Annotated in this window: 27 protein-coding genes; 12 read left to right on the plus strand and 15 right to left on the minus strand. The window is 67.9% G+C overall.

What is annotated here, in order from left to right:
* Window positions 1-23: 23 nt before the first annotated feature.
* From ACWV14_RS09520 to tssB, 3 genes are read right to left on the minus strand one after another with little or no spacing between them, the layout of a single operon-like run.
* Window positions 24-506 carry an Hcp family type VI secretion system effector gene (locus ACWV14_RS09520; protein WP_081270798.1) on the minus strand — a complete coding sequence of 161 codons (483 nt, stop codon included), beginning with the start codon at window positions 504-506 and terminating at the stop codon, window positions 24-26.
* A 49-nt stretch (window positions 507-555) separates the two neighbouring features.
* The gene (gene tssC, locus ACWV14_RS09525) at window positions 556-2055 is read right to left on the minus strand and encodes a type VI secretion system contractile sheath large subunit (protein ID WP_422085680.1); all 1500 of its coding nucleotides are present in this window, start codon (window positions 2053-2055) and stop codon (window positions 556-558) included.
* A gap of 60 nt (window positions 2056-2115) precedes the next feature.
* Complete coding sequence (gene tssB / locus ACWV14_RS09530) at window positions 2116-2688, minus strand: type VI secretion system contractile sheath small subunit (protein WP_081270796.1); 573 nt, start codon at window positions 2686-2688, stop codon at window positions 2116-2118.
* 515 nt (window positions 2689-3203) lie between these two features.
* Here tssB and gdhA point away from each other — a divergent pair.
* Complete coding sequence (gene gdhA / locus ACWV14_RS09535; protein WP_454907177.1) at window positions 3204-4547, plus strand: NADP-specific glutamate dehydrogenase; 1344 nt, start codon at window positions 3204-3206, stop codon at window positions 4545-4547.
* A 16-nt stretch (window positions 4548-4563) separates the two neighbouring features.
* Window positions 4564-4917 (plus strand): hypothetical protein, encoded by a 354-nt coding sequence (locus tag ACWV14_RS09540; protein ID WP_454907175.1) that lies wholly within the window; start codon window positions 4564-4566, stop codon window positions 4915-4917.
* Here ACWV14_RS09540 and ACWV14_RS09545 read toward each other — a convergent pair.
* The 4 genes from ACWV14_RS09545 to ACWV14_RS09560 all read right to left on the minus strand — a co-directional run bounded on the left by ACWV14_RS09545 (window position 4904) and on the right by ACWV14_RS09560 (window position 7796).
* Window positions 4904-5143 carry a hypothetical protein gene (locus ACWV14_RS09545; protein WP_007829428.1) on the minus strand — a complete coding sequence of 80 codons (240 nt, stop codon included), beginning with the start codon at window positions 5141-5143 and terminating at the stop codon, window positions 4904-4906. The genes ACWV14_RS09540 and ACWV14_RS09545 overlap by 14 nt on opposite strands.
* 168 nt (window positions 5144-5311) lie before the next feature.
* Complete coding sequence (locus ACWV14_RS09550) at window positions 5312-6433, minus strand: phosphatidate phosphatase App1 family protein (protein WP_454907173.1); 1122 nt, start codon at window positions 6431-6433, stop codon at window positions 5312-5314.
* Window positions 6430-6951 (minus strand): dihydrofolate reductase, encoded by a 522-nt coding sequence (locus ACWV14_RS09555; protein ID WP_454907171.1) that lies wholly within the window; start codon window positions 6949-6951, stop codon window positions 6430-6432. Before ACWV14_RS09555 ends, ACWV14_RS09550 begins: the two co-directional genes overlap by 4 nt.
* 5 nt (window positions 6952-6956) lie before the next feature.
* On the minus strand, window positions 6957-7796 hold the full coding sequence (locus ACWV14_RS09560) for a thymidylate synthase (RefSeq protein ID WP_454907169.1): 840 nt from the start codon (window positions 7794-7796) through the stop codon (window positions 6957-6959).
* 36 nt (window positions 7797-7832) lie between these two features.
* Between ACWV14_RS09560 and nthA the strand changes: the two genes are divergently transcribed.
* The 3 genes from nthA to ACWV14_RS09575 are packed head-to-tail and all read left to right on the plus strand — an operon-like array spanning window position 7833 to window position 9486.
* Complete coding sequence (gene nthA, locus ACWV14_RS09565; RefSeq protein ID WP_454907167.1) at window positions 7833-8462, plus strand: nitrile hydratase subunit alpha; 630 nt, start codon at window positions 7833-7835, stop codon at window positions 8460-8462.
* Window positions 8459-9124 (plus strand): nitrile hydratase subunit beta, encoded by a 666-nt coding sequence (gene nthB, locus ACWV14_RS09570; RefSeq protein WP_454907165.1) that lies wholly within the window; start codon window positions 8459-8461, stop codon window positions 9122-9124. Before nthA ends, nthB begins: the two co-directional genes overlap by 4 nt.
* Window positions 9125-9135: 11 nt before the next feature.
* A complete protein-coding gene (locus ACWV14_RS09575) occupies window positions 9136-9486 on the plus strand; it encodes a nitrile hydratase accessory protein (protein ID WP_422089155.1) in 351 nt (116 codons plus the stop codon).
* On the opposite strand, the gene ACWV14_RS09580 is transcribed toward ACWV14_RS09575, so the two are convergent.
* Window positions 9487-10914, minus strand: a complete 1428-nt coding sequence (locus tag ACWV14_RS09580) for an FAD-binding oxidoreductase (protein ID WP_454907163.1) — start codon at window positions 10912-10914, stop codon at window positions 9487-9489.
* On the minus strand, window positions 10911-11330 hold the full coding sequence (locus ACWV14_RS09585; protein WP_409195953.1) for a DUF2069 domain-containing protein: 420 nt from the start codon (window positions 11328-11330) through the stop codon (window positions 10911-10913). The genes ACWV14_RS09580 and ACWV14_RS09585 overlap by 4 nt, the downstream gene beginning before the upstream one ends.
* A 110-nt stretch (window positions 11331-11440) precedes the next feature.
* On the opposite strand from ACWV14_RS09585, the gene ACWV14_RS09590 reads away from it, so the two are divergent.
* Window positions 11441-12652, plus strand: a complete 1212-nt coding sequence (locus ACWV14_RS09590; protein WP_422085690.1) for a YihY family inner membrane protein — start codon at window positions 11441-11443, stop codon at window positions 12650-12652.
* Between the two features lie 5 nt (window positions 12653-12657).
* Here ACWV14_RS09590 and ACWV14_RS09595 read toward each other — a convergent pair whose 3' ends face one another.
* Window positions 12658-12996: an Mpo1-like protein gene (locus ACWV14_RS09595; protein ID WP_081270259.1), complete on the minus strand. Its 339-nt coding sequence runs from the start codon at window positions 12994-12996 to the stop codon at window positions 12658-12660.
* Between the two features lie 114 nt (window positions 12997-13110).
* Between ACWV14_RS09595 and ACWV14_RS09600 the strand changes: the two genes are divergently transcribed.
* Together ACWV14_RS09600 and ACWV14_RS09605 are read left to right on the plus strand one after the other, a co-directional pair.
* A complete protein-coding gene (locus ACWV14_RS09600; RefSeq protein ID WP_454907160.1) occupies window positions 13111-13494 on the plus strand; it encodes a thioredoxin family protein in 384 nt (127 codons plus the stop codon).
* Window positions 13495-13508: 14 nt separating this feature from the next.
* Window positions 13509-14171 (plus strand): NAD-dependent epimerase/dehydratase family protein, encoded by a 663-nt coding sequence (locus ACWV14_RS09605; RefSeq protein ID WP_454907158.1) that lies wholly within the window; start codon window positions 13509-13511, stop codon window positions 14169-14171.
* Window positions 14172-14177: 6 nt separating this feature from the next.
* Here ACWV14_RS09605 and ACWV14_RS09610 read toward each other — a convergent pair whose 3' ends face one another.
* A complete protein-coding gene (locus tag ACWV14_RS09610; RefSeq protein WP_422085693.1) occupies window positions 14178-15128 on the minus strand; it encodes a LysR family transcriptional regulator in 951 nt (316 codons plus the stop codon).
* Between the two features lie 116 nt (window positions 15129-15244).
* Between ACWV14_RS09610 and ACWV14_RS09615 the strand changes: the two genes are divergently transcribed.
* From ACWV14_RS09615 to ACWV14_RS09625, 3 genes are all read left to right on the plus strand, one after another.
* On the plus strand, window positions 15245-16672 hold the full coding sequence (locus tag ACWV14_RS09615) for a M20 family metallopeptidase (RefSeq protein ID WP_454907156.1): 1428 nt from the start codon (window positions 15245-15247) through the stop codon (window positions 16670-16672).
* Between the two features lie 8 nt (window positions 16673-16680).
* On the plus strand, window positions 16681-17670 hold the full coding sequence (locus ACWV14_RS09620; RefSeq protein ID WP_454907154.1) for a Bug family tripartite tricarboxylate transporter substrate binding protein: 990 nt from the start codon (window positions 16681-16683) through the stop codon (window positions 17668-17670).
* A gap of 124 nt (window positions 17671-17794) precedes the next feature.
* Window positions 17795-18823 (plus strand): Bug family tripartite tricarboxylate transporter substrate binding protein, encoded by a 1029-nt coding sequence (locus ACWV14_RS09625; protein ID WP_454907152.1) that lies wholly within the window; start codon window positions 17795-17797, stop codon window positions 18821-18823.
* A 26-nt stretch (window positions 18824-18849) separates the two neighbouring features.
* Here the strand turns inward: ACWV14_RS09625 and ACWV14_RS09630 are convergent, their stop codons facing one another.
* Together ACWV14_RS09630 and ACWV14_RS09635 are read right to left on the minus strand one after the other, a co-directional pair.
* Window positions 18850-19668 (minus strand): alpha/beta fold hydrolase, encoded by an 819-nt coding sequence (locus ACWV14_RS09630; RefSeq protein ID WP_454907150.1) that lies wholly within the window; start codon window positions 19666-19668, stop codon window positions 18850-18852.
* Window position 19669: 1 nt separating this feature from the next.
* Complete coding sequence (locus ACWV14_RS09635) at window positions 19670-21007, minus strand: O-acetylhomoserine aminocarboxypropyltransferase (protein ID WP_454907148.1); 1338 nt, start codon at window positions 21005-21007, stop codon at window positions 19670-19672.
* Between the two features lie 175 nt (window positions 21008-21182).
* On the opposite strand from ACWV14_RS09635, the gene ACWV14_RS09640 reads away from it, so the two are divergent.
* A complete protein-coding gene (locus tag ACWV14_RS09640; protein ID WP_454907146.1) occupies window positions 21183-21635 on the plus strand; it encodes a CBS domain-containing protein in 453 nt (150 codons plus the stop codon).
* Between the two features lie 136 nt (window positions 21636-21771).
* On the opposite strand, the gene ACWV14_RS09645 is transcribed toward ACWV14_RS09640, so the two are convergent.
* Window positions 21772-22749, minus strand: a complete 978-nt coding sequence (locus tag ACWV14_RS09645) for a Bug family tripartite tricarboxylate transporter substrate binding protein (protein WP_454907144.1) — start codon at window positions 22747-22749, stop codon at window positions 21772-21774.
* 8 nt (window positions 22750-22757) lie between these two features.
* Window positions 22758-23855 carry an adenosine deaminase gene (add, locus tag ACWV14_RS09650; RefSeq protein WP_454907142.1) on the minus strand — a complete coding sequence of 366 codons (1098 nt, stop codon included), beginning with the start codon at window positions 23853-23855 and terminating at the stop codon, window positions 22758-22760.
* Window positions 23856-23872 lie beyond the last annotated feature (17 nt).

The raw sequence follows: 23872 nt of genomic DNA on the forward strand, positions 1-23872 counted from the left end.
CGCCGGACGTCAGCGTCGGGCCGTCACGCGACCGCGGTGTTCTTCGACAGATCCCAGCCGAACGGTGCGACGCCTTCCTGGCCGCCTTCTTCCTTCTGCTTGGTGTATTCGACCTTGATGGCCGCGTAGTTCAGCGAGATGCTTTCCTGCGGCAGGTCGCCGCCGCTGGACACCGAGAAGCCGCTGAGGATCACGTCGGTCAGGGTCACGACCATCAGGGGCAGCAGGCCGCTCTTGTCTTCGCGCGGGAAGGTGATGATGGTGTCGCCTGCGAACACCTCGCCGCCGGCGAGCTTCTGCATCAGCTGGGGCGTGGCGGAGTCGGTGGTGCGGGTCACCGTGATTTCGGAGAAGCTGGGCTTGCCCGCGGTGCGCTCCTGGTTGGAGGTGCCCGAGGTCACGGCGAGGCCGGCGCCGAACTGGAAGCTCTGGACTTCCATTTCGTCCTTGTGGCCCTCGATCTGGGTCTGTCCGGTAACGCCGGGCATCTTGAGGTAGATAGGCATTTGAAAGCTCTTTCAGTCTGTCTGTAGGTAGACGTGGATGTCGGGTTGGTCAGGCGGCCGCGGCCGGCAGGTCGGCCACCAGGCGGATCGAGGCGGAGAGCTCCTCGAGCTGGAAGTGCGGCTTCAGGAAGGCGATGGCGCGGTACGAGCCCGGCTTGCCCGGCACTTCGGTCACGTCCACGCGGGCCTGGCTCAGCGGGTACTTGGCCTTCATGGCCTGCGGCGCCGAGGGGCTCACCAGCACGTAGTTGGCCACCCAGTTGTTCAGGTGCTTCTGCATGTCGGCCTGCGTCTGGAAGCTGCCGATCTTGTCGCGCACGATCACCTTCAGGTAATGCGCGAAACGCGAGGCGGCCAGGATGTAGGGCAGGCGGGCCGAGACGGCCGCATTGGCGTTGGCCGCGTCCTTGTCATACACCTTGGGCTTGTTCACGGTCTGGCCGCCGAAGAAGGCGGCGGTGTTCGAACCCTTGGAATTGACGATGGCGATGAAGCCGAGGTCGCTCAGTTCCTTCTCGCGGCGGTCGGTGATGGTCACTTCCGTCGGCGGCTTCAGGGCGATGTCGCCTTCGTCCGTCTTGTAGGCGTGGGCCACCATGCCGTCGACCTTGCCGCCGCCTTCGACGCCGCGGATGGCCGTGGTCCAGCCGTACAGCGAGTGCGCCTGCGTGATGCGAAGGCCCAGCTGGTAGGCCGCGTTGGCCCACAGGTACTTGCCGTGGTCGCTGCCGTCCACGTCTTCTTCGTAGTTGAAGTTCTCGACGGGGTTGGTCTTGGCGCCGTAGGGCAGGCGGGCCGCGTAGCTGGGCAGCACCAGCGACACGTAGCGCGAGTCTTCCGATTCGCGGAAGCTGCGCCACGAGGCGAGCTCGGCGCTCTCGAAGGTCTTGGACAGGTCGCGCGGAATGCCGAGTTCGGTGAACGACTTGAAGTCGAACAGCGCGGGCGCGGCGGCGGCGATGAAGGGTGCGTGCGCGGCGGCGGCCACGCGGGAGACGCGCTCCAGCAGGGCGATGTCCTGCGGGTGGCGGCCGAAGTAGTAGTCGCCGATCAGCAGCGAGTAGGGGTGGCCGCCGTAGGTGCCGTATTCCTCTTCGTAGATCTTCTTGAAGAGCACGCTGGTGTCGTGGTCGACGGCGGTCTCCAGGTCCTTCAGCAGGTCCTTCTTGCTCACGTTGAGCAGGCGCAGCTTCAGGTTGCTGCCGGTCTCGGTGCCGAACACCATGTCGCGCAGGCCGCGCCAGGAGCCTTCGAGGGCCTGGAACTCGGGGGCGTGCAGGATCGCGTTGAGCTGGTCGGTCAGCAGGCGGTCGATTTCCGCGACGCGCTCGTTGATCAGCGTGACCACGCCCTTGTCGGGGCTGGTCTTCATGCCTTCGTCGAGGATCTGCGAGGCGAGCTGACCGATCAGCTTCTTCGCGTAGGCGCCCTGCGAAGGCTCGGTCGTCATCTTGCCCTCGTAGACGATCTTGTCGAGCAGGCTCATGTCACTGGTCGTGACGGTGGTCGCTGCGCTGCCGGCTTCGGCGGCTTTGGATTTGTTGGCCATCTCTATCACCATTCAAGAATTGCCGGTTCGCGCCCGCGGGGCTGCGGCCGGCGTGGTTGATCACGCAGCCGGTGCTTCGGCTTCGGGGGACGTTTGGGTTTCCGCTGCGGCTGCCTGCGGGGCTGCTGCGGCGGGAGCGGCTTCGGCCTTGGCCTGGCTCTGGACGGCCTTGAGGTCTTCGGTGTTCTTCAGCACGTTCTCGAGCAGGTCGTCGAGTTCGTCGTTGCCGTCGAGCTTGGCCAGCAGGTCGCGCAGTTGCTGGCGGGCTTCGAGCAGCTTGGCCAGGCGGGGCACCTGGCTCACGATGGCTTCGGGGTGGAAGTCGCCGAATTCCTTGAAGTTCAGTTCGATCTTCAGGTTGCCGTCGCCCTTCATGGTGTCGGGCACCGACAGGTCGAGGCGGGGCGAGATGTTGCCGAGCACTTCGTCGAAGTTGTCGCGGTCGACTTCGACGAAGCGGCGCTCCTTGAGCTTCGGCAGGGGCTGCACCGGCTGGCCCGACAGGTCGGCCAGCAGGCCCACGACCAGCGGCAGCTCCTTCTTTTCGACGGCGTCGCCGATCTCGACGTCATAGGTGATCTGGACGCGCGGCGGGCGATTGCGGCCGACCCATTTTTGCAAGCTATTCGACATTTTTCGCTCTCAGAAAAGGTTGAATTGACAGGAACACACGTTGAAGTTTTCGGCGCCCTTCGCCCCGTTCGGCGGCGCGCTGTCCGTTGCCGTTACCGTCCCGGCATGCATCAAAGACGAACGGAAGATACAAATCGAGATATTTACTAACAATCCCCAGAATTAGGGAGGTAGCCTGTTTCAGAGAGACAAAGCTCAATAAAAACAAGGATGTAGTGCTGGAAAAGTTACATATATGAGAGCTTTGTCACATAAATAAGTGACCAAATGCTAGGCCGCCGGGGCGTGCGGCGCATCGGACCAAAGTCCAATGACAGCCACATGGAAGCGGCGCTATCGCGCGCGGGAGGAAATGGCGTGAAGCTGGTCGGCGACCTCTTTTGGGGCGGAAATTGGCCTGGGAGGCATTTCGCGTGCACCTGAAAGGGGTTTTGAGCCTCGAATTGGTTCATGAATCATGCAAAATGCAAGATTCGCATAAGGTTATGCACCAATTTGAAAAGAGAAGGACTGGAATGAAGCACGCATCCGTCGGGGGTTTCCTGGCACATGTCGCCCAACGCAACCCCGGACAGCCCGAGTACCTGCAAGCCGTGACCGAGGTCATGGAAAGCCTCTGGCCCTACATCGAGCAGCACCCGAAGTACACCGCCCACAGCCTGCTGGAGCGGCTGGTCGAACCCGAGCGGGTGGTGATGTTCCGCGTGTCCTGGGTCGACGACCACGGCGAGGTGCAGGTCAACCGGGGCTTCCGCATCCAGCACAGCCTGGCCATCGGCCCGTACAAGGGCGGCCTGCGCTTCCACCCGTCGGTGAACCTGTCGATCCTCAAGTTCCTGGCCTTCGAGCAGACCTTCAAGAACGCGCTGACCACGCTGCCCATGGGCGGCGGCAAGGGCGGCGCCGACTTCGACCCCAAGGGCAAGAGCCAGGGCGAGGTGATGCGCTTCTGCCAGGCATTCGTGAGCGAACTGTTCCGCCACATCGGCTCCGACACCGACGTGCCGGCAGGCGACGTGGGCGTGGGCGGCCGCGAGGTCGGCTTCATGGCCGGCATGGTCAAGAAGCTCACCAACCGCGCCGACTGCGTCTTCACCGGCAAGGGCCTGAGCTTCGGCGGCTCGCTGATCCGCCCCGAGGCCACCGGCTACGGCAACGTCTACTTCGCGCAGGAAATGCTCAAGCGCAAGGGCCGCGGCTTCGAGGGCATGCGGGTGAGCGTCTCGGGTGCCGGCAACGTCGCGCAGTACACCATCGAAAAGGCGATGGCGCTGGGCGCCAAGGTGGTGACGGTGTCGGATTCGAGCGGCACCGTGGTCGACGAGGACGGCTTCACGCCCGAGAAGCTCGCAGTGCTGATGGACGTCAAGAACCACCTCTACGGCCGCGTCAGCGACTATGCGCAGCGCACCGGCGCGCGCTTCGTAGCAGGCGCCACGCCGTGGCACGTGCCGGTCGACGTCGCGCTGCCGAGCGCCACGCAGAACGAACTCAACGAGGAAGACGCACGCGTGCTCGTGAAGAACGGCGTGGTCTGCGTGGCCGAAGGCGCCAACATGCCCTCGACCATGGACGCGGTGAAGGTGTTCGAAGGCCACGGCGTGCTGTACGCGCCGGGCAAGGCGAGCAACGCCGGCGGCGTGGCGACCTCGGGGCTGGAGATGAGCCAGAACGCCGCGCGCCTGTCATGGACGCGCGACGAGGTCGACGCCCGCCTGCTGCAGATCATGCAGGGCATCCACGAGTCGTGCCTGCACTACGGCGCGCGCAAGGACGGGAGCGTGAGCTACGTCGACGGCGCGAACATCGCCGGCTTCGTGCGCGTGGCCGACGCGATGCTGGCGCAGGGCGTGGTCTGACGCTACCCTGCCGGCCATGCGTCGGAAGTTGCTGCTTGTCTGTGCCGTTCTTGGGGCCGCGTTCGCCCCGGGCGTTCATGCCTCCGGGGGCACGGGCAGCTACGAACTGCCCTGGCGAACACGCGGCGAAGTGCTCGAGTACCGCTCCTGCGGCTGCGCCGATTCATGCTGGGTTGCGGAAGTGCGCAACACCCGCACCAAGGCCCTGAGGGGCCGGCTGCGCTGCGATTGCGAGCGCCTGTTCTACATGCCCGGCCCGCATGGGCCGGAGCGCGTGCAGGCGCAGAGCTGCGAATTCGCGGAGGGTGCTGCAGACAAGCCACAGGCCATCGCCAAGACGCTGGAGCGCCTCCTGCTCAGAGCTCGATGAATGCCGACGTGGCTTTGTTGAGTGCCAGCTTGCCCTTGGCGGTGATCGATTCCACTTGGGCCAGCTGACGGATGGCGCGCGCATCGGGTGCGCGGTCCGACGGGGGGATGAAGGCAGTTACCAGTTCGGCCGCACGCAGCACGCGCAACCTGTCGATGTCCGCGGGCGTGTGGATGACGTATGGCAATTTCTGCTCGGCGATAACCCGAAGAAATTCCATGGACATGAGCCGTCTCCTTTTGGGTTGAGGCGTTGACGGCACATTTTGCGCACAAACAATTAGCGTTGTCTAAACCCTGCGCCGCGCATGCCTTTCATCGCGTGTACCGAAGTGTTCCTTTGTTTCGGGGTGTGCGACGAAGGTGCCAGTTTGTTTCCGGCCTGCAACCGGTCGTCAGTTCGGCGCCTGTGCGGGCCACGTCGTGGTGTCGGGCATCACCAGATGCCAGCGCGCAGGATCGATGCCGTCGAAGGTCGCGCGGTAGCGCTCGCTGGTGCGGCCTTCGCCGGTCACGTCGCGGATCACGATGCTGTCGATGCGTGCCTGGTGCGCGCGAAAAACCTGCGCATAGATCTCGGGGTCGGCCTCGCCCGAGTCGCCCACCAGCACGAAGCGGCGCTGCGGAAACTCGGCCAGCAGCCGCTCGATGGTGCCGAGCTTGTGCGCGCGCGAATCCTCGTCGCCGGGAACCAGCGTGCGCCATGTCGTGCTCTCGCGCAGATGCATGCTGCCCACGGGAAAGCCGGCGCTGCGGATGAAATCCGAGAGCGCCGGGTAAAGCTGTATCGGGCTTGCCGAGAGATAGTGAAAGCGCGTGTCGGGCTTCTGCGCCAGCGCGCGATACCAGTCGGCCATGCGCGGCGCGGCCTCGAAGCGCCGTGCGAAGGTGTTGAGCAGCATCTCGCGCCGCTCGCGCACCTGCGTGCGCTTGATGGTGTCGTCGATGTCCGAGATGACCGACACGCCTTCTGCCGGCACCACCAGTGCTTCGCCCCGGAATCGGTGCAGCAGTTCGCCCGGCCCGGTCACGCCGTGGAAGCGCAGCCACTCGCGCGCCTCGCGCGGTGCGTCGATCACGATGCGCAGGTTGCTGCGCCCGTCCTTGCCCGAAGCCGGCATGGTGACGCGCGTGGGGCTGCCGTCGAAGACGACGTCGATGACCTTGTCTTCTTCCGACTCCGCGTGGAACAGCGCGGTGCGCTGGCTGAACCGCAGCCTGGCCGCCGGCGAGAGCTTGCGCAGGCTCAGGCCGAGGTAGCGGGCGAGTGCGGAGTCCAGGCCCCAGCGGTGCTCGCGCTCGAAGATCCATGCATGGATGTCGACCTCGAGCCGGCCGTCGGCGGTGGGGCGCGCCGTGCCGTTCATGAAGAGCGCTTCTTCGTCGGGCTCCAGCGGCTCCGCGGCCTGCAGGGTCTGCAGCGGGGCGAGGCCGGCCAGGAGGACCGCGCCTGCCATCAACGACCGGCGCCGCAAGTCCGGCGTGGCTGTCGTCGGATGCGAGGCGCCGTCGCTCATGTATTGCTGGTGGTGGCGCGTTCGTAGGTGACGAAGTCGAATGCGATGCCTTCCTTGGCGGAGACCTGCGATTCGCGCTGTGTCTCGCGCCATGCGGCCGCATCTAGCACGGGCGCGTGGGCGTCGCCTTCGTAGTCGCGCGCAAGCTCGGTGACGACCGCGCGTTGCGCCAGAGGCTCGGCCTCGGCATAGATCTGCGCGCCGCCGATGACCCAAACCTCGGCGGGCGAGGAGGCCTCGCAGAGCGCGAATGCATCGCGCAGGCTGCCCGCCTGCAGGGCGCCGTCGGCGCGCCAGTCGGCCTGCCGCGTCACCACGATGTTCTGCCGGCCCGGCAGCGGCCGGAAGCGCGGCGGCAGCGAGTCCCAGGTCTTGCGGCCCATGATCACGGGCGCGCCCGCTGTCTGCTGCTTGAAGTGCGCCATGTCCTCGGGCAGGTGCCAGGGGATGGTGTTGTTCGCGCCGATCACGCCGTTGGCGGCGCGCGCGAAGATGAGGTTGATGCGCGGCTTGCCCATGCCGTTCACACCGCCACAGGCGCCTTGATGGCTGCGTGGTGCTGGTAGTCCAGCACCTCGAAGTCCTCGTACTGGTAGTCGAAGATCGAATCAGGCTTGCGCTTGATGTGCAGCGTCGGGTACGGGTAGGGCGCGCGGCTCAGTTGCAGCGCCACCTGCTCGGCGTGGTTGCTGTAGATGTGGCAGTCGCCGCCGGTCCAGATGAAGTCGCCCACGTCGAGGTCGCACTGCTGCGCCACCATGTGCGTGAGCAGCGCGTAGCTCGCGATGTTGAATGGCACGCCCAGGAAGATGTCTGCGCTGCGCTGGTAGAGCTGGCAGCTGAGCTTGCCGCGCTCGCCTTCGGCCTGCGGGGGCGCCACGTAGAACTGGAAGAACGCGTGGCAGGGCATGAGCGCCATCTTCGACAGTTCGGCCACGTTCCATGCGCTCACGATGATGCGGCGCGAATCGGGGTTGGTCTTCAGCGTCTTGATGACGTCGGCGATCTGGTCGATGTGGCCGCCGTCGGGCGTGGGCCAGCTGCGCCATTGCACGCCGTACACCGGGCCCAGGTCGCCGTCTTCGCGCGCCCATTCGTCCCAGATGGTCACGCCGCGTTCCTTGAGCCAGTTGTTGTTGCTCGAGCCGGTCAGGAACCACAGCAGTTCCTGGATGATGGACTTCAGGTGCACCTTCTTGGTGGTGACCAGCGGGAAGCCCTCGTTCAGGTCGAAGCGCATCTGGTGGCCGAACACGCTCTTGGTGCCGGTGCCCGTGCGGTCGCTCTTGAACACGCCGTGGGTGTCCACGTGTCGCATGAAATCTTCGTACTGGGAGCGGACGGGGCGGGTAGGCGAGGTCATGTTGGGAATTTTACGGGGCGGCGCTAGCATTGGCCGATGACCGGTCATGACCACTCCCACGAACACAGCGAACTCGGCGAGATGGACCTGCGCGTGCGCGCGCTCGAAAGCGTGCTGGCGCAAAAGGGCTACATCGACCCCGCCGCGCTCGATGCGCTGATCGACACCTACCAGACCCGCATCGGCCCGCGCAACGGCGCGCGCGTGGTGGCGCGGGCCTGGGTCGATCCGGACTTTCGCGAATGGCTGCTGGCCGACGCCACCGCGGCCATCGCCTCGCTCGGCTACACGGGCCGGCAGGGCGAGCACATGGTCGCGGTCGAGAACACCGACGAACTGCATCACATGGTGGTCTGCACGCTGTGCAGCTGCTACCCGTGGCCGGTGCTGGGCCTGCCGCCCACCTGGTACAAGAGCGCGCCGTATCGCTCGCGGGTCGTCAAGGACCCGCGCGGCGTGCTCGCCGACTTCGGCGTGACGCTGCCCGGCAGCACACGCATCCGCGTCTGGGATTCGACTGCCGAGGTGCGCTACCTCGTGATTCCGCAGCGACCGCCGGGCACCGACGGGCTCGGCGAGGATGAACTGGCCGCGCTGGTCTCGCGCGATTCGATGATCGGCACGCGGCTGGTCGAGCCGCCTGCCAGGCAGGAGCACGCCGCATGAGCTACGTCACCAGGGCCGACCTGGGTGGGCTGCCGGGCTTCGGGCCGGTGACGCCCGAGCCCGAAGGCGAGTTGTTCCACGCGGCATGGGAGCCGCGCGCGCTGGCGCTCACGCTTGCCATGGGCGCCACAGGATCTTGGAACATCGATGCGAGCCGCGCCGTGCGCGAGACCTTGCCCGACTACCGCGACCTGAGCTACTACCAGATATGGCTTGGCGCGCTCGAACAGTTGATGCTGCAGCGCGGGCAGATTTTTCCGGACGAGATCGCGACCGGCGAGATGCGCCATGCGGCGGCGCCCGTCGCCCGTGTGCTGCAGGCGGCGAACGTGCCGGCCGTCCTGGCCAGGGGCTCGGCGACCGAACGGCCCGCGGCGGGACCGGCGCGCTTTGCAATCGGCCAGCCGGTGCGCATGCGCATGGGCAAGGTCGACCATCACACGCGGCTGCCCGGCTACGTGCAGGGCAAGCAGGGCGTGATCGCGCATCTGCATGGCGCGCACGTCTTCGCCGACGCCAATGCGCAGGGCCTGGGAGAGCAACCGCAGTGGCTGTACACCGTGGCTTTCGACGAAGCCGAACTTTGGGGCGACGAGGCCCCGCGCCAGAACCTCTCGGTGTCCGTCGATGCGTGGGAAAGCTACCTGGAGGCGGTCGCGTGAAGGGCGGCAACATGCCGCTGGCGCCCGGCATGCCTCGCGACGCCGACGGCCCGGTGTTCAGCGCGCCCTGGGAGGCGCAGGCCTTTGCAATGACCCTGGCTTTGCATGAAGGCGGCCTGTTCACCTGGCCCGAATGGGCCGAGGCATTGGCCGCGCAGATTTCAGCTGCGCAGGCCGCGGGTGACCCGGACACCGGCGAAACCTACTACCGCCACTGGCTCGCCGCGCTGGAGCATCTGGTCGCGCACAAGGGTGCCAGCTCCGGCGACGAACTTGCGCGCTACCGCCATGCGTGGGATCACGCGGCGGAGCGCACGCCGCACGGGCAGCCCATCGAACTGCGCGGCGAGGATTTTTCCTGACTAGACCCGGATCACGCGGCCGGGGTTGAGCGTGTTCTTGGGATCGAGCCCGCGCTTGATCGCACGCATCATCTCCAGCGCCACTGGCGACTTGTGCTTCTCCAGCTTGTCGACCTTCAATGAGCCAACACCGTGCTCGGCCGAGAACGAGCCGCCGAACTTCTCCACCGCGTCGTACACCAGCGTGTTGATGCGCTCTTCCTCGTTCTTCAGGAACGCCTTGGTGTCGATGTTCTCCGGCGCCTGCACGTTGTAGTGCAGGTTGCCGTCGCCCAGGTGCCCGAAGTTCACGAGGCGCACGCCCTCGATCTCCCGCTTCAGCAACGCATCGGTCTCTTCCACGAAAGCCGGAATGCGCGACACGGGGATCGAGATGTCGTGCTTGATGTTCAACCCTTCCTCGGCCTGCGCCAGCGGAATGCTCTCGCGGATGTGCCACAGCTGGTGGGCCTGTGCCAGGTTCTCGGCTACCACCGCGTCGGTGACGCAGCCGTCCTCGAAGGCGGTTTCCAGCAGCGCCTCGAAGCGCGCGCGGGCGTGGTCTTCGGATTCGCTGTCGGAATTTTCCAGCAGCACGCAGTACGGCACCGCCTCGTCCTTGATGAAGGGCACGCGCAGCTGCGGCATGTGCTTGTCGACCAGGCTCAGCGCGAACTTGCCCATCACCTCGAAACCGGTCAGGCCCGGGCCCAGGTGCTTGTGCGCCAGGCCCAGCAGCGTGACCGCATGGTCCAGCGAAGGCACCGCCGCCCAGGCCGTGAGCTGCGCAGCCGGCAGCGGATACAGCTTCATAGTCGCGGCGGTGATGATGCCCAGCGTGCCCTCGCTGCCGACGAACAAGTCGCGCAGGTCGTAGCCGGTGTTGTCCTTGCGCAGGCCGCTGGTGCCCTCCCAGATCTCGCCCTGGGGCGTGACCACTTCCAGCCCCAGGCAAAGTTCGCGCGTATTGCCGTAGCGGACCACCTGGGTGCCGCCGGCATTGGTGGCCAGGTTGCCGCCGATGGTGCAGCTGCCCTCCGCGGCCAGGCTCAGCGGGAACAGGAAGCCGGCCTTCTCGGCGGTTTCCTGCAGGGTCTGCAGGATGCAGCCGGCCTCCACCGTCATGGTGAGGTTGGCGGCGTCGATGGTGCGGATGGCGTTCAGGCGCTGCAGGCTCAGCACCACCTGGGTGCCGCTGTCGTCGGGGATGGAGCCGACCGCCAGGCCGGTGTTGCCGCCCTGCGGCACGATGGCCGCACCGGCGGCCGCACAGGCCTTGACCACGTCGGCCACCTGCTGCGTGTTGGCCGGGCGCACCACGGCCAGCGACTTGCCGCGTGCGCGCTTGCGCCAGTCCTGTTCGTAGGCGGTGAGGTCGCCTTCGTTGAGCACGTGCTGGGCGCCGACGATGGCGCGCAATTGTTCGATCAGGTTGGAAGAAGAAGTCATTGGGTGGAAGCCTCCAGTGGGCGCGCGGTGGCGGCAAGGGCCTTGGCGTGGCGCAGGCGCAGCCGCACATGCCATGCGCAGGCCGCGAAGAGCACGAGGCACAGCAGTACCTCGACCAGCGCGAGCACCTGGCCCACGCCGTTGGTGTCGCTCCATGCGCGCACCACGCCCTCGGTGAAATAAAGCCAGATCATCAGGCTGACCCAGCGGTAGGTGTACATGCGGTTCTTCCACAGGCCCGCGAGCGGAATGACCAGCGGCAGCACCTTCAGCGCCAGCAGCGAGCCACCGGGGCGCAACGGCGCCAGCCACAGCTCCCAGGCCAGGCCCAGCACGATGAGGCCGACGAGGCTGCCCACGGCGGCCCAGCGGGTCGCGCGAACGGAGGAGGGCGGGAGCGGCAAGTTGGCATTCATTGGCGGGATACCGCGGAACCGGCTTTGCCGGGCCGCTGGTATCGCCCCCGGTGAGGGGGTTGGCGCAGCGACACGAAGTGCGCGGAGACTGGGGGGAGAGTTCAACTCCTATGATACCGGCCATGAATCGTCGGCAGCTTTGGAGGGATCTTTCGCGTTTTCCGTGGCGCAACACCGCGGCAGTGTTGGGCGAGCGTTTCCGCGAAGACAAGCTCGGCCTCACGGCCAGCAGCCTCACCTTCACCACCACCATCGCGATGGTGCCGTTCTTCACGGTTGCGCTGGCGCTGTTCACCGTGTTCCCGATGTTCGCCAAGATGCAGGGCCGCCTGCAGCGCTGGCTGATCGAGAGCCTGATCCCGGACAACATCGCGCGCCAGGTGCTCGGCTACCTCAACCAGTTCGCGAGCAAGGCCAGCGGACTGGGCATCGCGGGCCTGATCGTGCTGCTGATCACTGCCATCGCGCTGATCCTCACCATCGACAAGACGCTCAACAACATCTGGCGCGTGCGCTCGCCGCGCCCGTTCGCGCAGCGGGTGCTGATCTACTGGGCCACCATCACGCTGGGGCCGCTGATTCTGGCGGTGAGCCTGTCGACCACGTCCTATGTGTTCTCGGCCTCGCGCGACGTGGTGGGCGGCACCATGGTCAAGCTGGCGTTCGACAGCCTCGAGTTCATGCTGCTCGCGGCCGGCATGGCCTCGCTCTACCACTACGTGCCCAACACCAACGTGCGCTGGTCGCATGCGTGGGCCGGCGGCATCTTCGTGGCGGCGGCCATCGAGATCGCCAAGCGCGTGCTGGGCTACTACCTGAGCCTGGTGCCGACTTATTCGGTGCTGTACGGCGCCTTCGCCACCTTCCCGATTCTGCTGGTGTGGATCTACGTGGCCTGGGTGATCGTGCTGCTGGGCGCGGTCATCGCGGCCTATTTGCCCAGCCTGCTGACGGGCGTGGCGCGGCGCGGCGGCACCGCCGGCTGGCCGCTGCAGCTGGCCATGGAATCGCTGCAGCACCTGGCCCGCGCGCGCGCCACGCCGGCCAAGGGCATGGGCGCGGCCGAACTGGTGACGCGCATGCGGGTCGACTCGCTGCAACTCGCGCCGGTGCTCGAGACACTGGTGGCGCTCGACTGGATCGCGCCGCTCGCTGAAGAGCCCGCCAACGAAGATCCGCGCTACGTGCTTCTTGCCGACCCCTCGACCCCCATCGAGCCGCTGCTGAAGGAACTGCTGATGCCCCGGGCCGAGCCGCTCGAAGACCTCTGGCAGAAGGGCCCGCTGCGCTCCCTGAGGCTGGGCGACGTGCTCCTGATCTAGTAGGGCTAGATCTTTACCCGGCCCAGCCAGATGTCGCGGTACATCGCCCAGTCGCCCATGAACGAATAGAGCGGCCGCTTGAACGAGGCAGGTTTGTTCTTCTCGAAGCCGAAGTGCCCGACCCATGCGAAGCCGTAGCCCGCCACCAGCCCGGCCAGCAGCCACAGCGGGTTGAGCGTGACCACCAGCGCCACCAGGCACAGCAGCGAGATCGTCGAGCCCGCGAAGTGCAATCGGCGGCAGGTGAGGTTGGCGTGCTCGGTCAGGTAGAAGGGGTAGAACTGCGCGAAGCTCTTGAATTGGCGCGGATCGACGGCAGATCCCGTGGCAGTCGTGGTGTTCATCGTGCGAGTCTCCTGTGACCCTGAAACCCGGTAAGGGAGGGCTTTGTCCATAATAGCCACGACCTTCCGGCCGCACCACCCCGGCCTTCCGATCACACCTTCGACGCATCAGCCTTGAGCGCCCTTCCAAGCACCCCAGAATCCGCCGAGCCCGCCAGCGATGCGCCGTGGGTCGTGTGCCTGTGCGCCGAATGGTGCGGCACCTGCCGCGACTACCGGCCGCTGCTCCAGCAGGTGGCGCGGGCGCACCCGGAGTTCCGCTTTGCGTGGGTCGACATCGAAGACCACGCCGACATCGCCGATGCCTTCGACGTGGAGACCTTCCCGACCCTGCTGGTGGCCGGTGAAGATGGCACCCGCTTCCTGGGCCCGCTGCTGCCGCACGCCGAAACGCTCTCGCGCATGCTCTCCGCGCTGCAGCCGCCCAAGCCCTCGAGCCTGGACGTCGACCTGCTGCTCGCGGTGCTGAACAAGAAGCCCGCCGTCTTCACGGTCTGACCGGAACCCTGCCCATGAAAATCCTGATCTTCGGCGCCACCGGCATGGTGGGGCAGGGCGTGCTGCGCGAGTGCCTGCTTGCGCCCGACGTCGAAAGCGTGGTGGCAGTGGGCCGCAGCGCCACCGGGCAGCAGCACCCGAAGCTGCGCGACCTGGTGCACAAGGACATGTACGACTACAGCGCCATCGAGCCGCAGCTGCAGGGCTTCGATGCCTGCTTCTTCTGCCTGGGCGTGTCGTCGGTCGGCATGAAGGAGCCGGAGTACAAGCGCATCACTTACGACCTGACGCTGGCCGCCGCCACCGTGCTCGCCAGGCTGAACCCCGGCATGACCTTCACCTACGTGACCGGCGCCGGCACCGACAGCAGCGAGCGCGGCAGCAGCATGTGGGCTCGCGTGAAGGGCGCGACCGAGAACGCCTTGCTGCGCCTGCCGTTCAAGGCGGCCTACATGTTCCGCCCCGGCATGATCCAGCCGCTGCACGGCGTGCGCTCGAAGACGCCGCTCTACGACGGCGCCATCCGCGTGCTCGGCCCGGTGCTCGGCCTGGCCTACCGGCTCTGGCCGAACCGGGTGACGACCACCGAGAAGGTCGGCCGCGCGATGCTGGCGGTGGCGCGCAACGGCGCGCCCAAGGTGGTGCTCGACCCGGCCGACATCAACGCGCTGGGCTGAGCCTTCTCAGGCCGGCCTGGCGGCGCCCGCGCGTGCCCGTCCGAGCTTGCGCCGGCCCGCGCTGGCGATCGCAGCCACCAGGTGCCCGACGAATTCCTGCGCCAGCGGCGGCAAGGTGCGGCCTTCGAGCGCCAGCACCTGCAACTGCCGCTGCTGCAGCGGCGCTTCCGCGAACGGCCGCGCCACCACGGTGCCCGCGTCGATCAGGTGCATCACCGTGAGGTGGCCCGACAGCATCACGTCGGGCGTGCGCAGCAGCGGCAGCAGCACCGACGAGAAATTGCTCACGAAGATCGCGTGGTAGCGCAGCCCCTGCAGGCTGCATGCCTGGTCGAACAGCTGGCGCGCGGTGACGCCCTTGTCTCCCACCGCCAGCGGGTAGCGCACCGCGTCGGCCACCGACACCACGCGCTGCCGTGCCAGGGGATGGTCGGGCCGCAGCACTGCGTACACCGGCGCGGTGGCCGTGTGCGCGATCGCCAGGCCGGGTTCCGGCGCCACCACGTATTTGACGGCGATGTCGGTCTCGCCGCGCGCCAGCAGCGCGCTCACGCCATCGGGCGAGCCCACGTGCAGTTCGAGCTGGCAGCCCGGGTGCGCCTGCTCGAAGCTGCGCATCACCAGCGGCATGAAGTGCCCAGCGAAGCCCTCGGTGCACGCCATGCGGATGCGCCGCGCCCCCTGGCCGCCGAGGTCGCGCACCTGCTCGACCACCTGTTCGATGTCGAGCTGCGCATTGCGCAGGTGCGCCGCCAGCCGCTCGCCTGCCGCCGTGAGCGCCATGCCGCGCGCATGCCGCTCGAACAGCGGCGTGCCCAGGCTGTCTTCGAGCTTGGCGATCTGCCTGCTCACCGCTGAAGACGCAACGTAGAGCCGCGCCGCCGCCTGGTTGACCGAACCGCTGCGCGCCACTTCGAGGAAGTGCCGCATCGGGATGCTGAGAAGCGGAAGGGTCATGTGCGCATGATGGGTATTGCCTTGAAGGCAATGGTAGCTTGCCAAAACGATGCTGGAAGCATCGGCCTTCAGGCCTTGTACTTGCTCCATCCCACGCAAGGACAAGGACACCCTTCATGCAACGCACCGACAGCCTGGCCGCTGCCACAGCCTATTTCGACGGCGGCGGCTTCTTCGCCGACCTCCAGCGCCGCGTCGCCTTTCGCACCGAAAGCGACACCGGCGCCGCCACGCCCGCGCTCGAGGCCTACCTGCGCGAAGAGATGATTCCGCCGCTCGCGGCGCTCGGCTTCGCCTGCGAGGTCGTCGCCAACCCGGTGCCCGGCGGGGGGCCTTTTCTCATCGCGCGGCGCATCGAGGACGCGTCCCTGCCCACGGTCATGACCTACGGCCACGGCGACGTGGTCAGCGGGCAGGACGCGCAGTGGGAAGAGGGCCTCGCACCGTGGGCGCTCACGGTGCGCGGCGAGCGCTGGTACGGACGCGGCACGGCCGACAACAAGGGCCAGCACAGCATCAACCTGGGTGGCCTCGCGGCCGCGCTCGAGGCCCGCGGCGGGCGCCTCGGCTACAACATGACGTGGCTCGTCGAGATGGGCGAGGAGGCCGCTTCTCCCGGCCTGCACGCGGTGTGCGCGCGTGAACGCGACAAGCTGCGCGCCGACCTGTTCATTGCGAGCGACGGCCCGCGCGTGAGCGCCATGCGGCCCACGTTGTTCCTGGGTTCGCGCGGCGCGGTCAACTTCAGCCTGCGGCTGCGCGCCCGGCCGCGCGGCTACCACTCGGGCAACTGGGGCGGCGTGCTGGTCAACCCTGGCACCGTGCTCAGCCATGCGGTGGCATCGCTGGTGGATGTGCGCGGCCGCATCCTCGTCGAGGCCCTGCGCCCGCCGCCGGTCACGCAGGCGGTGCGCGATGCGCTGGCCGACATCGCCATCGGCGGCGGCGCGGACGACCCCGCCGTCGACGAGGGCTGGGGCGAGCCCGGCCTGAGCCCGGCCGAACGGCTGGTGGCCTGGAACACCATCGAGGTGCTGGCGCTCGGCGCCGGCTCCGCCACGCGGCCGGTCAACGCGATTCCTTCCGAGGCCGTGGCGCATTGCCAGTTGCGTTTCGTGGTCGGCACGCCCTGGCAGGACCTGCGGCAGATCGTGCGCGCGCACCTCGATGCGCACGGGTTCGAGCAGGTCGAGGTGGCGATTACGCTGACCGGCGCGGCCACGCGGCTCGACGTGGAAAACCCGTGGGTCGGCTGGGCCCGGCAGTCCATCGAGCGCAGCAGCGGGCATCGCCTGGACCTGCTGCCCAACCTCGCGGGCTCGCTGCCCAACGACGTGTTCGCCGACCTGCTGGGCCTGCCGACGCTGTGGGTGCCACATTCGTACCCCGCCTGCGCGCAGCACGCGCCCAACGAGCACCTGCTCGCGCCGCTGGCCCGCGAAGGCCTGCAGATCATGGCCGGCCTGTACTGGGACCTGGGCGAGCCGGGGCTCGCGCCCTGGGCCGCCGGCCGGCTTCCGCAATCCGCTTCTTCCTTTTCCTGATACGCACCATGGATCTCGCCATCTCACGCCGCCGCTTCGGCCTGCTGCTTTCCGCTTCCGCCGCGCTGGGCACCCACGCGCCCGTGTTCGCCCAGGACGCCTGGCCCGACCGCCCCATCAAGCTCGTCGTACCCTTCCCGCCGGGCGGCGGCACCGACCTCGTGGCGCGTGCGATGGGGCAGGCGCTGTCGGAGCGGCTCGGGCAGCCCATCGTGGTCGACAACCGGCCCGGCGCCTCCACCATCATCGGAACCGACGCGGTCGCCAAGGCCGCGCCCGACGGCTACACGCTGCTGCTCTCGGGCTCGACCAGCTACAGCGTGAACCCGGCGCTGCGCGCGAAGCTGCCGTACGACCCGGTGCGCGACCTGGCGCCCATCGCCATCGTGGCGCGCACGCCGCTGGTGCTGGTGGTGGGCAAGGGCACGCCGTGGCATTCGGTGCCGGAGCTCATTGCGGCAGCCAAGGCCAAGCCCAAGAGCATCCGCTACGCCACCTTCGGCTCGGGCTCGGGGCCGCATCTCGCGGGCGAGTTGTTCGCGCTGGCGGCCGGCATCCAGCTGCAGGACATTCCATACAAGGGCAGCAGCCAGAGTTCGATGGCCGTGATCGGCGGCGAAATCGAAGTGGGCATCGACACCGTGGCGGCCGTGGCGCCGCATGTGCGCTCTGGCAAGCTGCGTGCGCTGGGCATCGTGGGGGCCACGCGCTCCAGCATGCTGCCCGAGGTGCGCACGCTCGCCGAGCAGGGCCTGCCCGATGCCACCTTCGATGCCTGGTACGGCTTTGCCGCGCCGGCGCGCACCCCGGCACCGGTGATCGACAAGCTGGCCCGCGCGGTCACGGCCACCATGGCCAATGCCTCGCTGCAGGCACAGTTGCGCGCGCAGGGCATGGAGCCGGTGGCCGTCGGCTCGGCCGCCTTCCGCACGCAGATGGAGGGCGAGATATCGCGCTACCGTGCGCTGGCGCACCGCGCGGGCATTGCCGCCGAGTAGGTAGGACAGTGGCGCGAACTCAGCCCCTCGGGCTGCACGGATGGATGGCATGGGGCAAACTGGAAATCTGTGGTTGCCTTTGTGGCGACAGGCCGGGCCGCTCGCCCGGCCCGATGCAGATCCCATGACTCAGCTTTCGTCCCGCACCCCTGGCGTCTTTCGCGCCCTGCACGTCCTTCGACGGTGGGGGCGGGGCGTGCTTCTGTGCCTGGCCGCGGTGTCGGGCGCCCATGCGCAAACGGCCGCCAAGGGCGACTGGCCGCAAAGGCCGATCCGCATGGTGGTGCCGTTCACGGCCGGCGGCGGCAGCGACATCGTGGCCCGTGCCTTCGCGCGCCCGCTGTCCGAGCAACTGGGCCAGCCGGTCTTCATCGACAACAGGCCTGGCGCGGCCACCGTCATCGGCACCCAGTACGTCGTGCGTTCGGTGCCTGACGGCCACACGCTGCTGCTGTCGGGCTCGACCAGCTTCAGCATCAACCCGGCGCTGCGCAAGAAGCTGCCTTACGACCCGACGCGCGACCTGGCGCCCATCGCCATCGTCGCGCGCAGCTCGCTCGCGCTCGTGGTGGGCAAGGACACGCCCTGGCATTCGCTGCCCGAGCTCATCGCGGCGGCCAAGGCCCACCCGGGGCGCATTCGCTATGGCACCTTCGGCCCGGGGTCGGGCCCGCACCTGGCGGGCGAGATGCTCGCAGCGGCTGCTGGCATCCGGCTGCAGGCCGTGCCGTACCGCAACACGGGCCAGCTTGCCGTGGCCCTGAGCGCCGGCGAAGTCGACCTGGGCATCGAGGTGGCAGGCGCGGTGGCGCCGCTCGTGAATGCGGGCCGGCTGCGTGCGCTGGCTGTGTTCGGCGCCGGACGCTCCGGTGCGCTGCCCGGGGTGCGCACCCTGGCGGAGCAAGGTTTGCCCGATGCCACGTTCGAAGCCTGGTTCGGGCTGGCCGCCCCGGCGCGCACGCCGGCGCCGGTGCTCGACGCGCTTTCCCGGGCGGTCACGCAGGCCGTGGACGACGCGGCCCTGCAGGCGAGCCTGCGCACGCAGGGCATGGAGCCCGTGGCGGTCGGCCCGGAGGCCTTCCGCAAGGAGGCTGCCAGCGAAATCTCGCGCTACCGCGTGCAGGCCGACCGCGCGGGCATCTCGCTGGACTGATGGACTGAGCCACCAGTGCTGCGGCTTCAGGCGGCAGGCGCCGCGTTCAGGAAGTCGCGCAGCGCGAACAGCGCCGCGTCGGGTGCCTCGCTCATGAGCGCATGGCCTGCGTGCACCGTCACCACCTTGGCGTTGCGGGCCTTGCCCACCAGCGCCTTGGTGGCGCGCGGCGGCGTCATCTGGTCGGCGTCGCCGAGCAGGAACAGCACCGGGCATTGCACCTTTTCCATCGCCGCTTCGCCGTTGGCGTAGTCGTTGCAGGCCTTGAAGCCGATGTGGAACACGTTGGCCTCGCGGTTGCTCGCGAGCACGCGGCGCATCAGCGCGCGCGAGCTGCCGTAGAGCCAGGTGCCCGGGCCGAGCGAGGAGGGCGGCGGCGCCAGCAGCGCATGCGAGAAGGTGTTGACCATCGCGATGGCGCGCTGCGGGTCGTTGAGCGCGCCGTCGAGCAGCGCGGGCGACACCGTCATCGGGTAGGCCGTGCCCACCATCGCCAGGTGCGACACGCGCCCGGGCGCGCGCGCCGCGGTCTCCAGCGCAATCAGCGAGCCGAAGCTGTGGCCGACCAGCGCGGCTTTCTCCACGCCCGCCGCGTCGAGCAGGGCGATGACGAACTGCGCCGCCTCTTCCACGCTGGCGGGCGGCGGGCCCTCGCTCTTGCAATGGCCGGGCAGGTCGACCGCCAGCACGTTCCAGCCGTGGTTGGCGAACCAGCGGGTCTGCAGGATCCAAACGCTGTGGTCGTTCAGCACGCCGTGGATGAACACGGCCGTGGGCTTGGCCGGGTCGAGCGGCTTGCCGCCGGTGTAGCAGTAGGTGCCGTGGCCGTTGACGATGTAGTTCATGTCAGGCACCCGCCTTTTCCGCCGCCTTCAGCGCGCGCTTGAGGTCGTCGATCAGGTCGGCCGGGTCCTCCAGGCCGATCGACAGGCGGATCGTGCCTTGCGAGATGCCCGCGCCGGCCAGCGCCTCGTCGGTCATGCGGAAGTGGGTGGTGCTGGCCGGGTGGATCACCAGGCTGCGGCAGTCGCCCACGTTGGCCAGGTGGCTGAACAGCTTGAGTGCCTCGATGAAGGCCTTGCCCTGCGCGCGGCTGCCCTTGATGTCGAAGCTGAACACCGCGCCGGCGCCGCGCGCGCCGTGGCGCAGCAGCTTCTGCGCGAGCGCGTGGCTCGGGTGCGACTCGATCAGCGGGTGTCCCACGCGCGACACGAACGGGTGCGCGGCCAGGAATTCGACCACCTTCTGCGTGTTGTCGATGTGGCGCTCCATGCGCAGCGGCAGCGTCTCGATGCCCTGCAGGATGAGCCAGGCCGTGTGCGGGCTCATCGACGCGCCGAAGTCGCGCAGGCCTTCGCGGCGCGCGCGCAGCAGGAAGGCGCCGACGGTGCTTTCCTCGCTGAACACCATGTTGTGGAAGCCGTCGTAGGCCTGCGTCAGCTCGGCGAACTTGCCCGCGCTGCCATCGGCAGCGCTTCGTGATGCCTTCTCCCAGTCGAAGCTGCCGCCGTCGACCACCACGCCGCCGATCACGGTGCCGTGGCCCGACAGGAACTTGGTGGCCGAGTGGTAGACCAGGTCGGCGCCCCAGTCGAAGGGCTTGATGAGGTAGGGCGAGGTGAGCGTGGAGTCGACCAGCAACGGCACGCCGGCTTCGTGGGCGATGTCGCTCACCGCCGGAATGTCGAGCACGTCGAGCCCGGGGTTGCCCACGGTTTCGCCGAAGAACAGCTTGGTCTCGGGCCGCACGGCGTTGCGCCAGCCGTCGAGGTCGCCGGGCTTGACGAAGGTGGTCTCGATGCCGAAGCGGCGCATCGTGTAGTGCAGCAGGTTCTGCGAGCCGCCGTACAGCGCCGTGCTGGCCACGATGTGCGAGCCCGCGCCCATCAGCGTGGCCACCGACAGGTGCAGCGCGGCCTGTCCGCTGGCCGTGGCGATGGCGCCGATGCCGCCTTCGAGCGCCGACACGCGTTGCTCCAGCACCGCGTTGGTCGGGTTGCTGATGCGCGAATAGACGTGGCCGGCGCGCTCCAGGTTGAACAGCGCGGCGGCGTGGTCGCTCGACTCGAAGACGAAGGAGGTGGTGAGGTGGATCGGCACGGCCCGCGCGCCGGTGGCGGGGTCGGGCGAGGCGCCGGCGTGCAGCGCGAGGGTGTCGAAACCGGGGTCGGAATAACCGGGCATGAAGGCCTTTCTGTGTCTGAGCGTTGTCTCCTGGCAATGCCCCGTTACGTCTGCAATTCATGCGTCCGCGACATGGGCGCTCAGGTCGGCGTCGATTGTGGGCTATATTCAAAAACGGCAGGCCCGCCCAGATACACCAGAGATAGCCGAGATTGAGTCCCGAGAGGAGCACACGATGAAAGTCAGCGACATCCTTCGCGTCAAGGGCAACACGCTCTTCACCATCACGCCAGACGACCCGCTGGCAGACGCCGCCAACACCATGGCGGAAAAGGACATCGGTTCGCTGGTGGTCATGGAGCACGGCGACCTGGTCGGCATGCTCACCTTCCGGGAAGTGATCGTCGCCATCGTCAACAACGGCGGCCAGGTCGGCACCACGCTGGTCCGCAAGGCCATGGACGACGCCCCCGTCACCTGCACCCTGGAAACCGACCTCGACGAAATCCGCCGCATCATGCTGGAGCGCCACGCGCGCTACATGCCCGTCATGGACAAGCGCATGCTGATGGGCGTGATCAGCTTCTACGACGTGGCCAAGGCCGTGGTGGACAGCCAGAACTTCGAGAACAAGATGCTCAAGGCCTACATCCGCGACTGGCCGGCGGAAGACGAAAAGGCCGGCTGATTCATTCGGGTGCCGGGCGCAACGCCGGTGCCATGCAAGAACACCGAGGAACCGGCTTCGCCGGGCCTCGGGTGTTGCCCCCGGCAGGGGGTAGGCGAAGCGGACACGAAGTGCCGCGCAGCCTGGGGGCGAGCCCCTATTCCTTGATGTTGGCGGTCTGCACGATCTTCTGGTTGCGCGCGTACTCGGCCTGCACGAACTTTCCGAACGACTCGGCCGTGCCGCTGCCCGGCAGCGCGCCCTGCTCCATCAGCTTGCTGCGAACGCCTTCTTCCTGCAGCACCGCATTGAGTTCGTGGTTGATCTGCGCGACCACCGCCGGCGGCGTTTTCGCGGGCGCGAAGATGCCGGTCCAGCTCACCATGTCGAAGCCCTTGAGGCCGGGCATCTCGTCGAAGGTAGGCACATTGGGCAGCGTGGGCAGCCGCTTGCTGCTGGTGATGCCGAGTGCCTTCAGGCGCTTGCCGTTCACGTGCGGGATGGCGCTGGTGCTCACCAGCATGGCCAGGTCGACCTGGTCGCCGATCACGTCGGTGGCAATCTGCGCGCCGCCGCGGTAGGGCACGTGGGTGACGAAGATGCCGCTGCGTTCCTTCAGCAGCTCCATGGCCAGCTGCAGCACCGTGCCCACGCCCGAGGTCGCGTAGTTGTATTTGCCGGGCTTGGCCTTCGCGAGCTTCACGAAGTCGGAGAAAGTCTGGACCTCCAGGCCGGGCCGCGCCACCAGCACCATCGGCGCGGTGTTGAGCAGGCCGACCGGCGCCAGGTCTTTGAGCGGGTCGAAGCGGAAAGCGGTCGGGTTGACCAGCTTGCCGATGGCGATGGCGCTGTCGGGGCCCACCACCAGCGTGTAGCCGTCGGGCGTGGCGTTCACCGCCTTGGCCACGCCGATGGCGCCGCCCGCGCCGCTCAGGTTCTCGATGATCACCGACTGCTTGAGCCGCTCGCCGAGCCGCTGGGCGACGAGCCGGGCGTTCACGTCCACGCTGCCGCCGGCGGTGTAGGGAACGATCAGCGTGATGGGCTTGGCCGTGGGCCAGGCCTGCGCGAGGGCCACGGTGGGGAGCGCCGCGCAGAGCGTGGCGGCAAGGAGCAGGCGGCGGGGCGTGTTCATGGCGGGGGTCATCCTTGGTGATCTTGGGAAGGGGTGGGCTCGTCGGCCAGGCGGGCGCGCAGCGTGTCGAACGCATCGCTCCACTGCGTGCGCCATTCGCGGCGCTGCGTGTCGTCGATCCATGCGCCGTCCAGGCCGTTGTGCATGAAGCCGCGCAGGTCGTCCAGGCCGAAGCCGAAGTCGCGCACCATCATCAGCCAGGTCTGCGTGGGCGTGACCTTGTGCAGCGTCGGGTCGTCGGTGTTGGGGTGTATGCGCAGGCCCAGGCCGGGCATCTTGCGGATCGGATGGTCCAGCGCCCAGCGCTCCGGCGGCAGCGTGCGCAGGTAGTAGGAGTTGGTGGGCACCACGGTGAAGATCACGCCGCGCTCGGCGCACTGGCGCGCGTAGTCGGGCTGGTCGACCACCGTGTAGCCGTGATCGATGCGGTCGACCTGCAGCACGTCGAGCGCGGTGCGCACGTTGGTCCAGGGCATGCCGAACTCGCCCGCATGCGCGGTGGTCTTGAGGCCGGCTTTCTTCGCGTCGGCATAGGCCTGGGTGAACAGCTCGGGCGGGCGGTCGTTCTCGCGGTAGTCGATGCCGATGCCGATCACCTCGTCGCAGCGGTGCGCCTTGACCCACTCCACCATTTCCACCGCGGCCTGCGGGCTGGCTTCGCGGTCGATGGCGGCGATGAGGCGGCCGGTGATGCCGAAATCCTGCTGCGCGTCGTGGATGGCGCGCACGATGGCCGCCTGCGCCATCGGATAGGCAATGCCCGATTCATGCACCGTGCCGGTGGGGTTCCAGAAGAACTCGGCATAGCGCACGTTGTGCGAGGCCGCGTCCTGCAGGTATTCGAGCGTGAGCTGGTAGAGGTCGCCAGCGCTGCGCACCAGCTGGGCGTCGAGCGCGCGCAGCACGCGCAGCACGCCGACCGGCTTTTCTCCGCGCGTGTAGAAGCCCTCGATCTCGTCGGCCGCCAGCGGCGCGCCGGCACGCAGGTTGAGCTGCTTGAAGGTCTCGTGGCGCACCGTGCCGAACAGGTGGCAGTGCAGCTCGGCCTTGGGCATGGCCCGCAGCATCGATTCCAGCGTGAAGGGGACGGGGGTGGGGCTGGTCATGCTGACCAGTCTAGTAA

This window comes from Variovorax durovernensis (assembly GCF_977011995.1).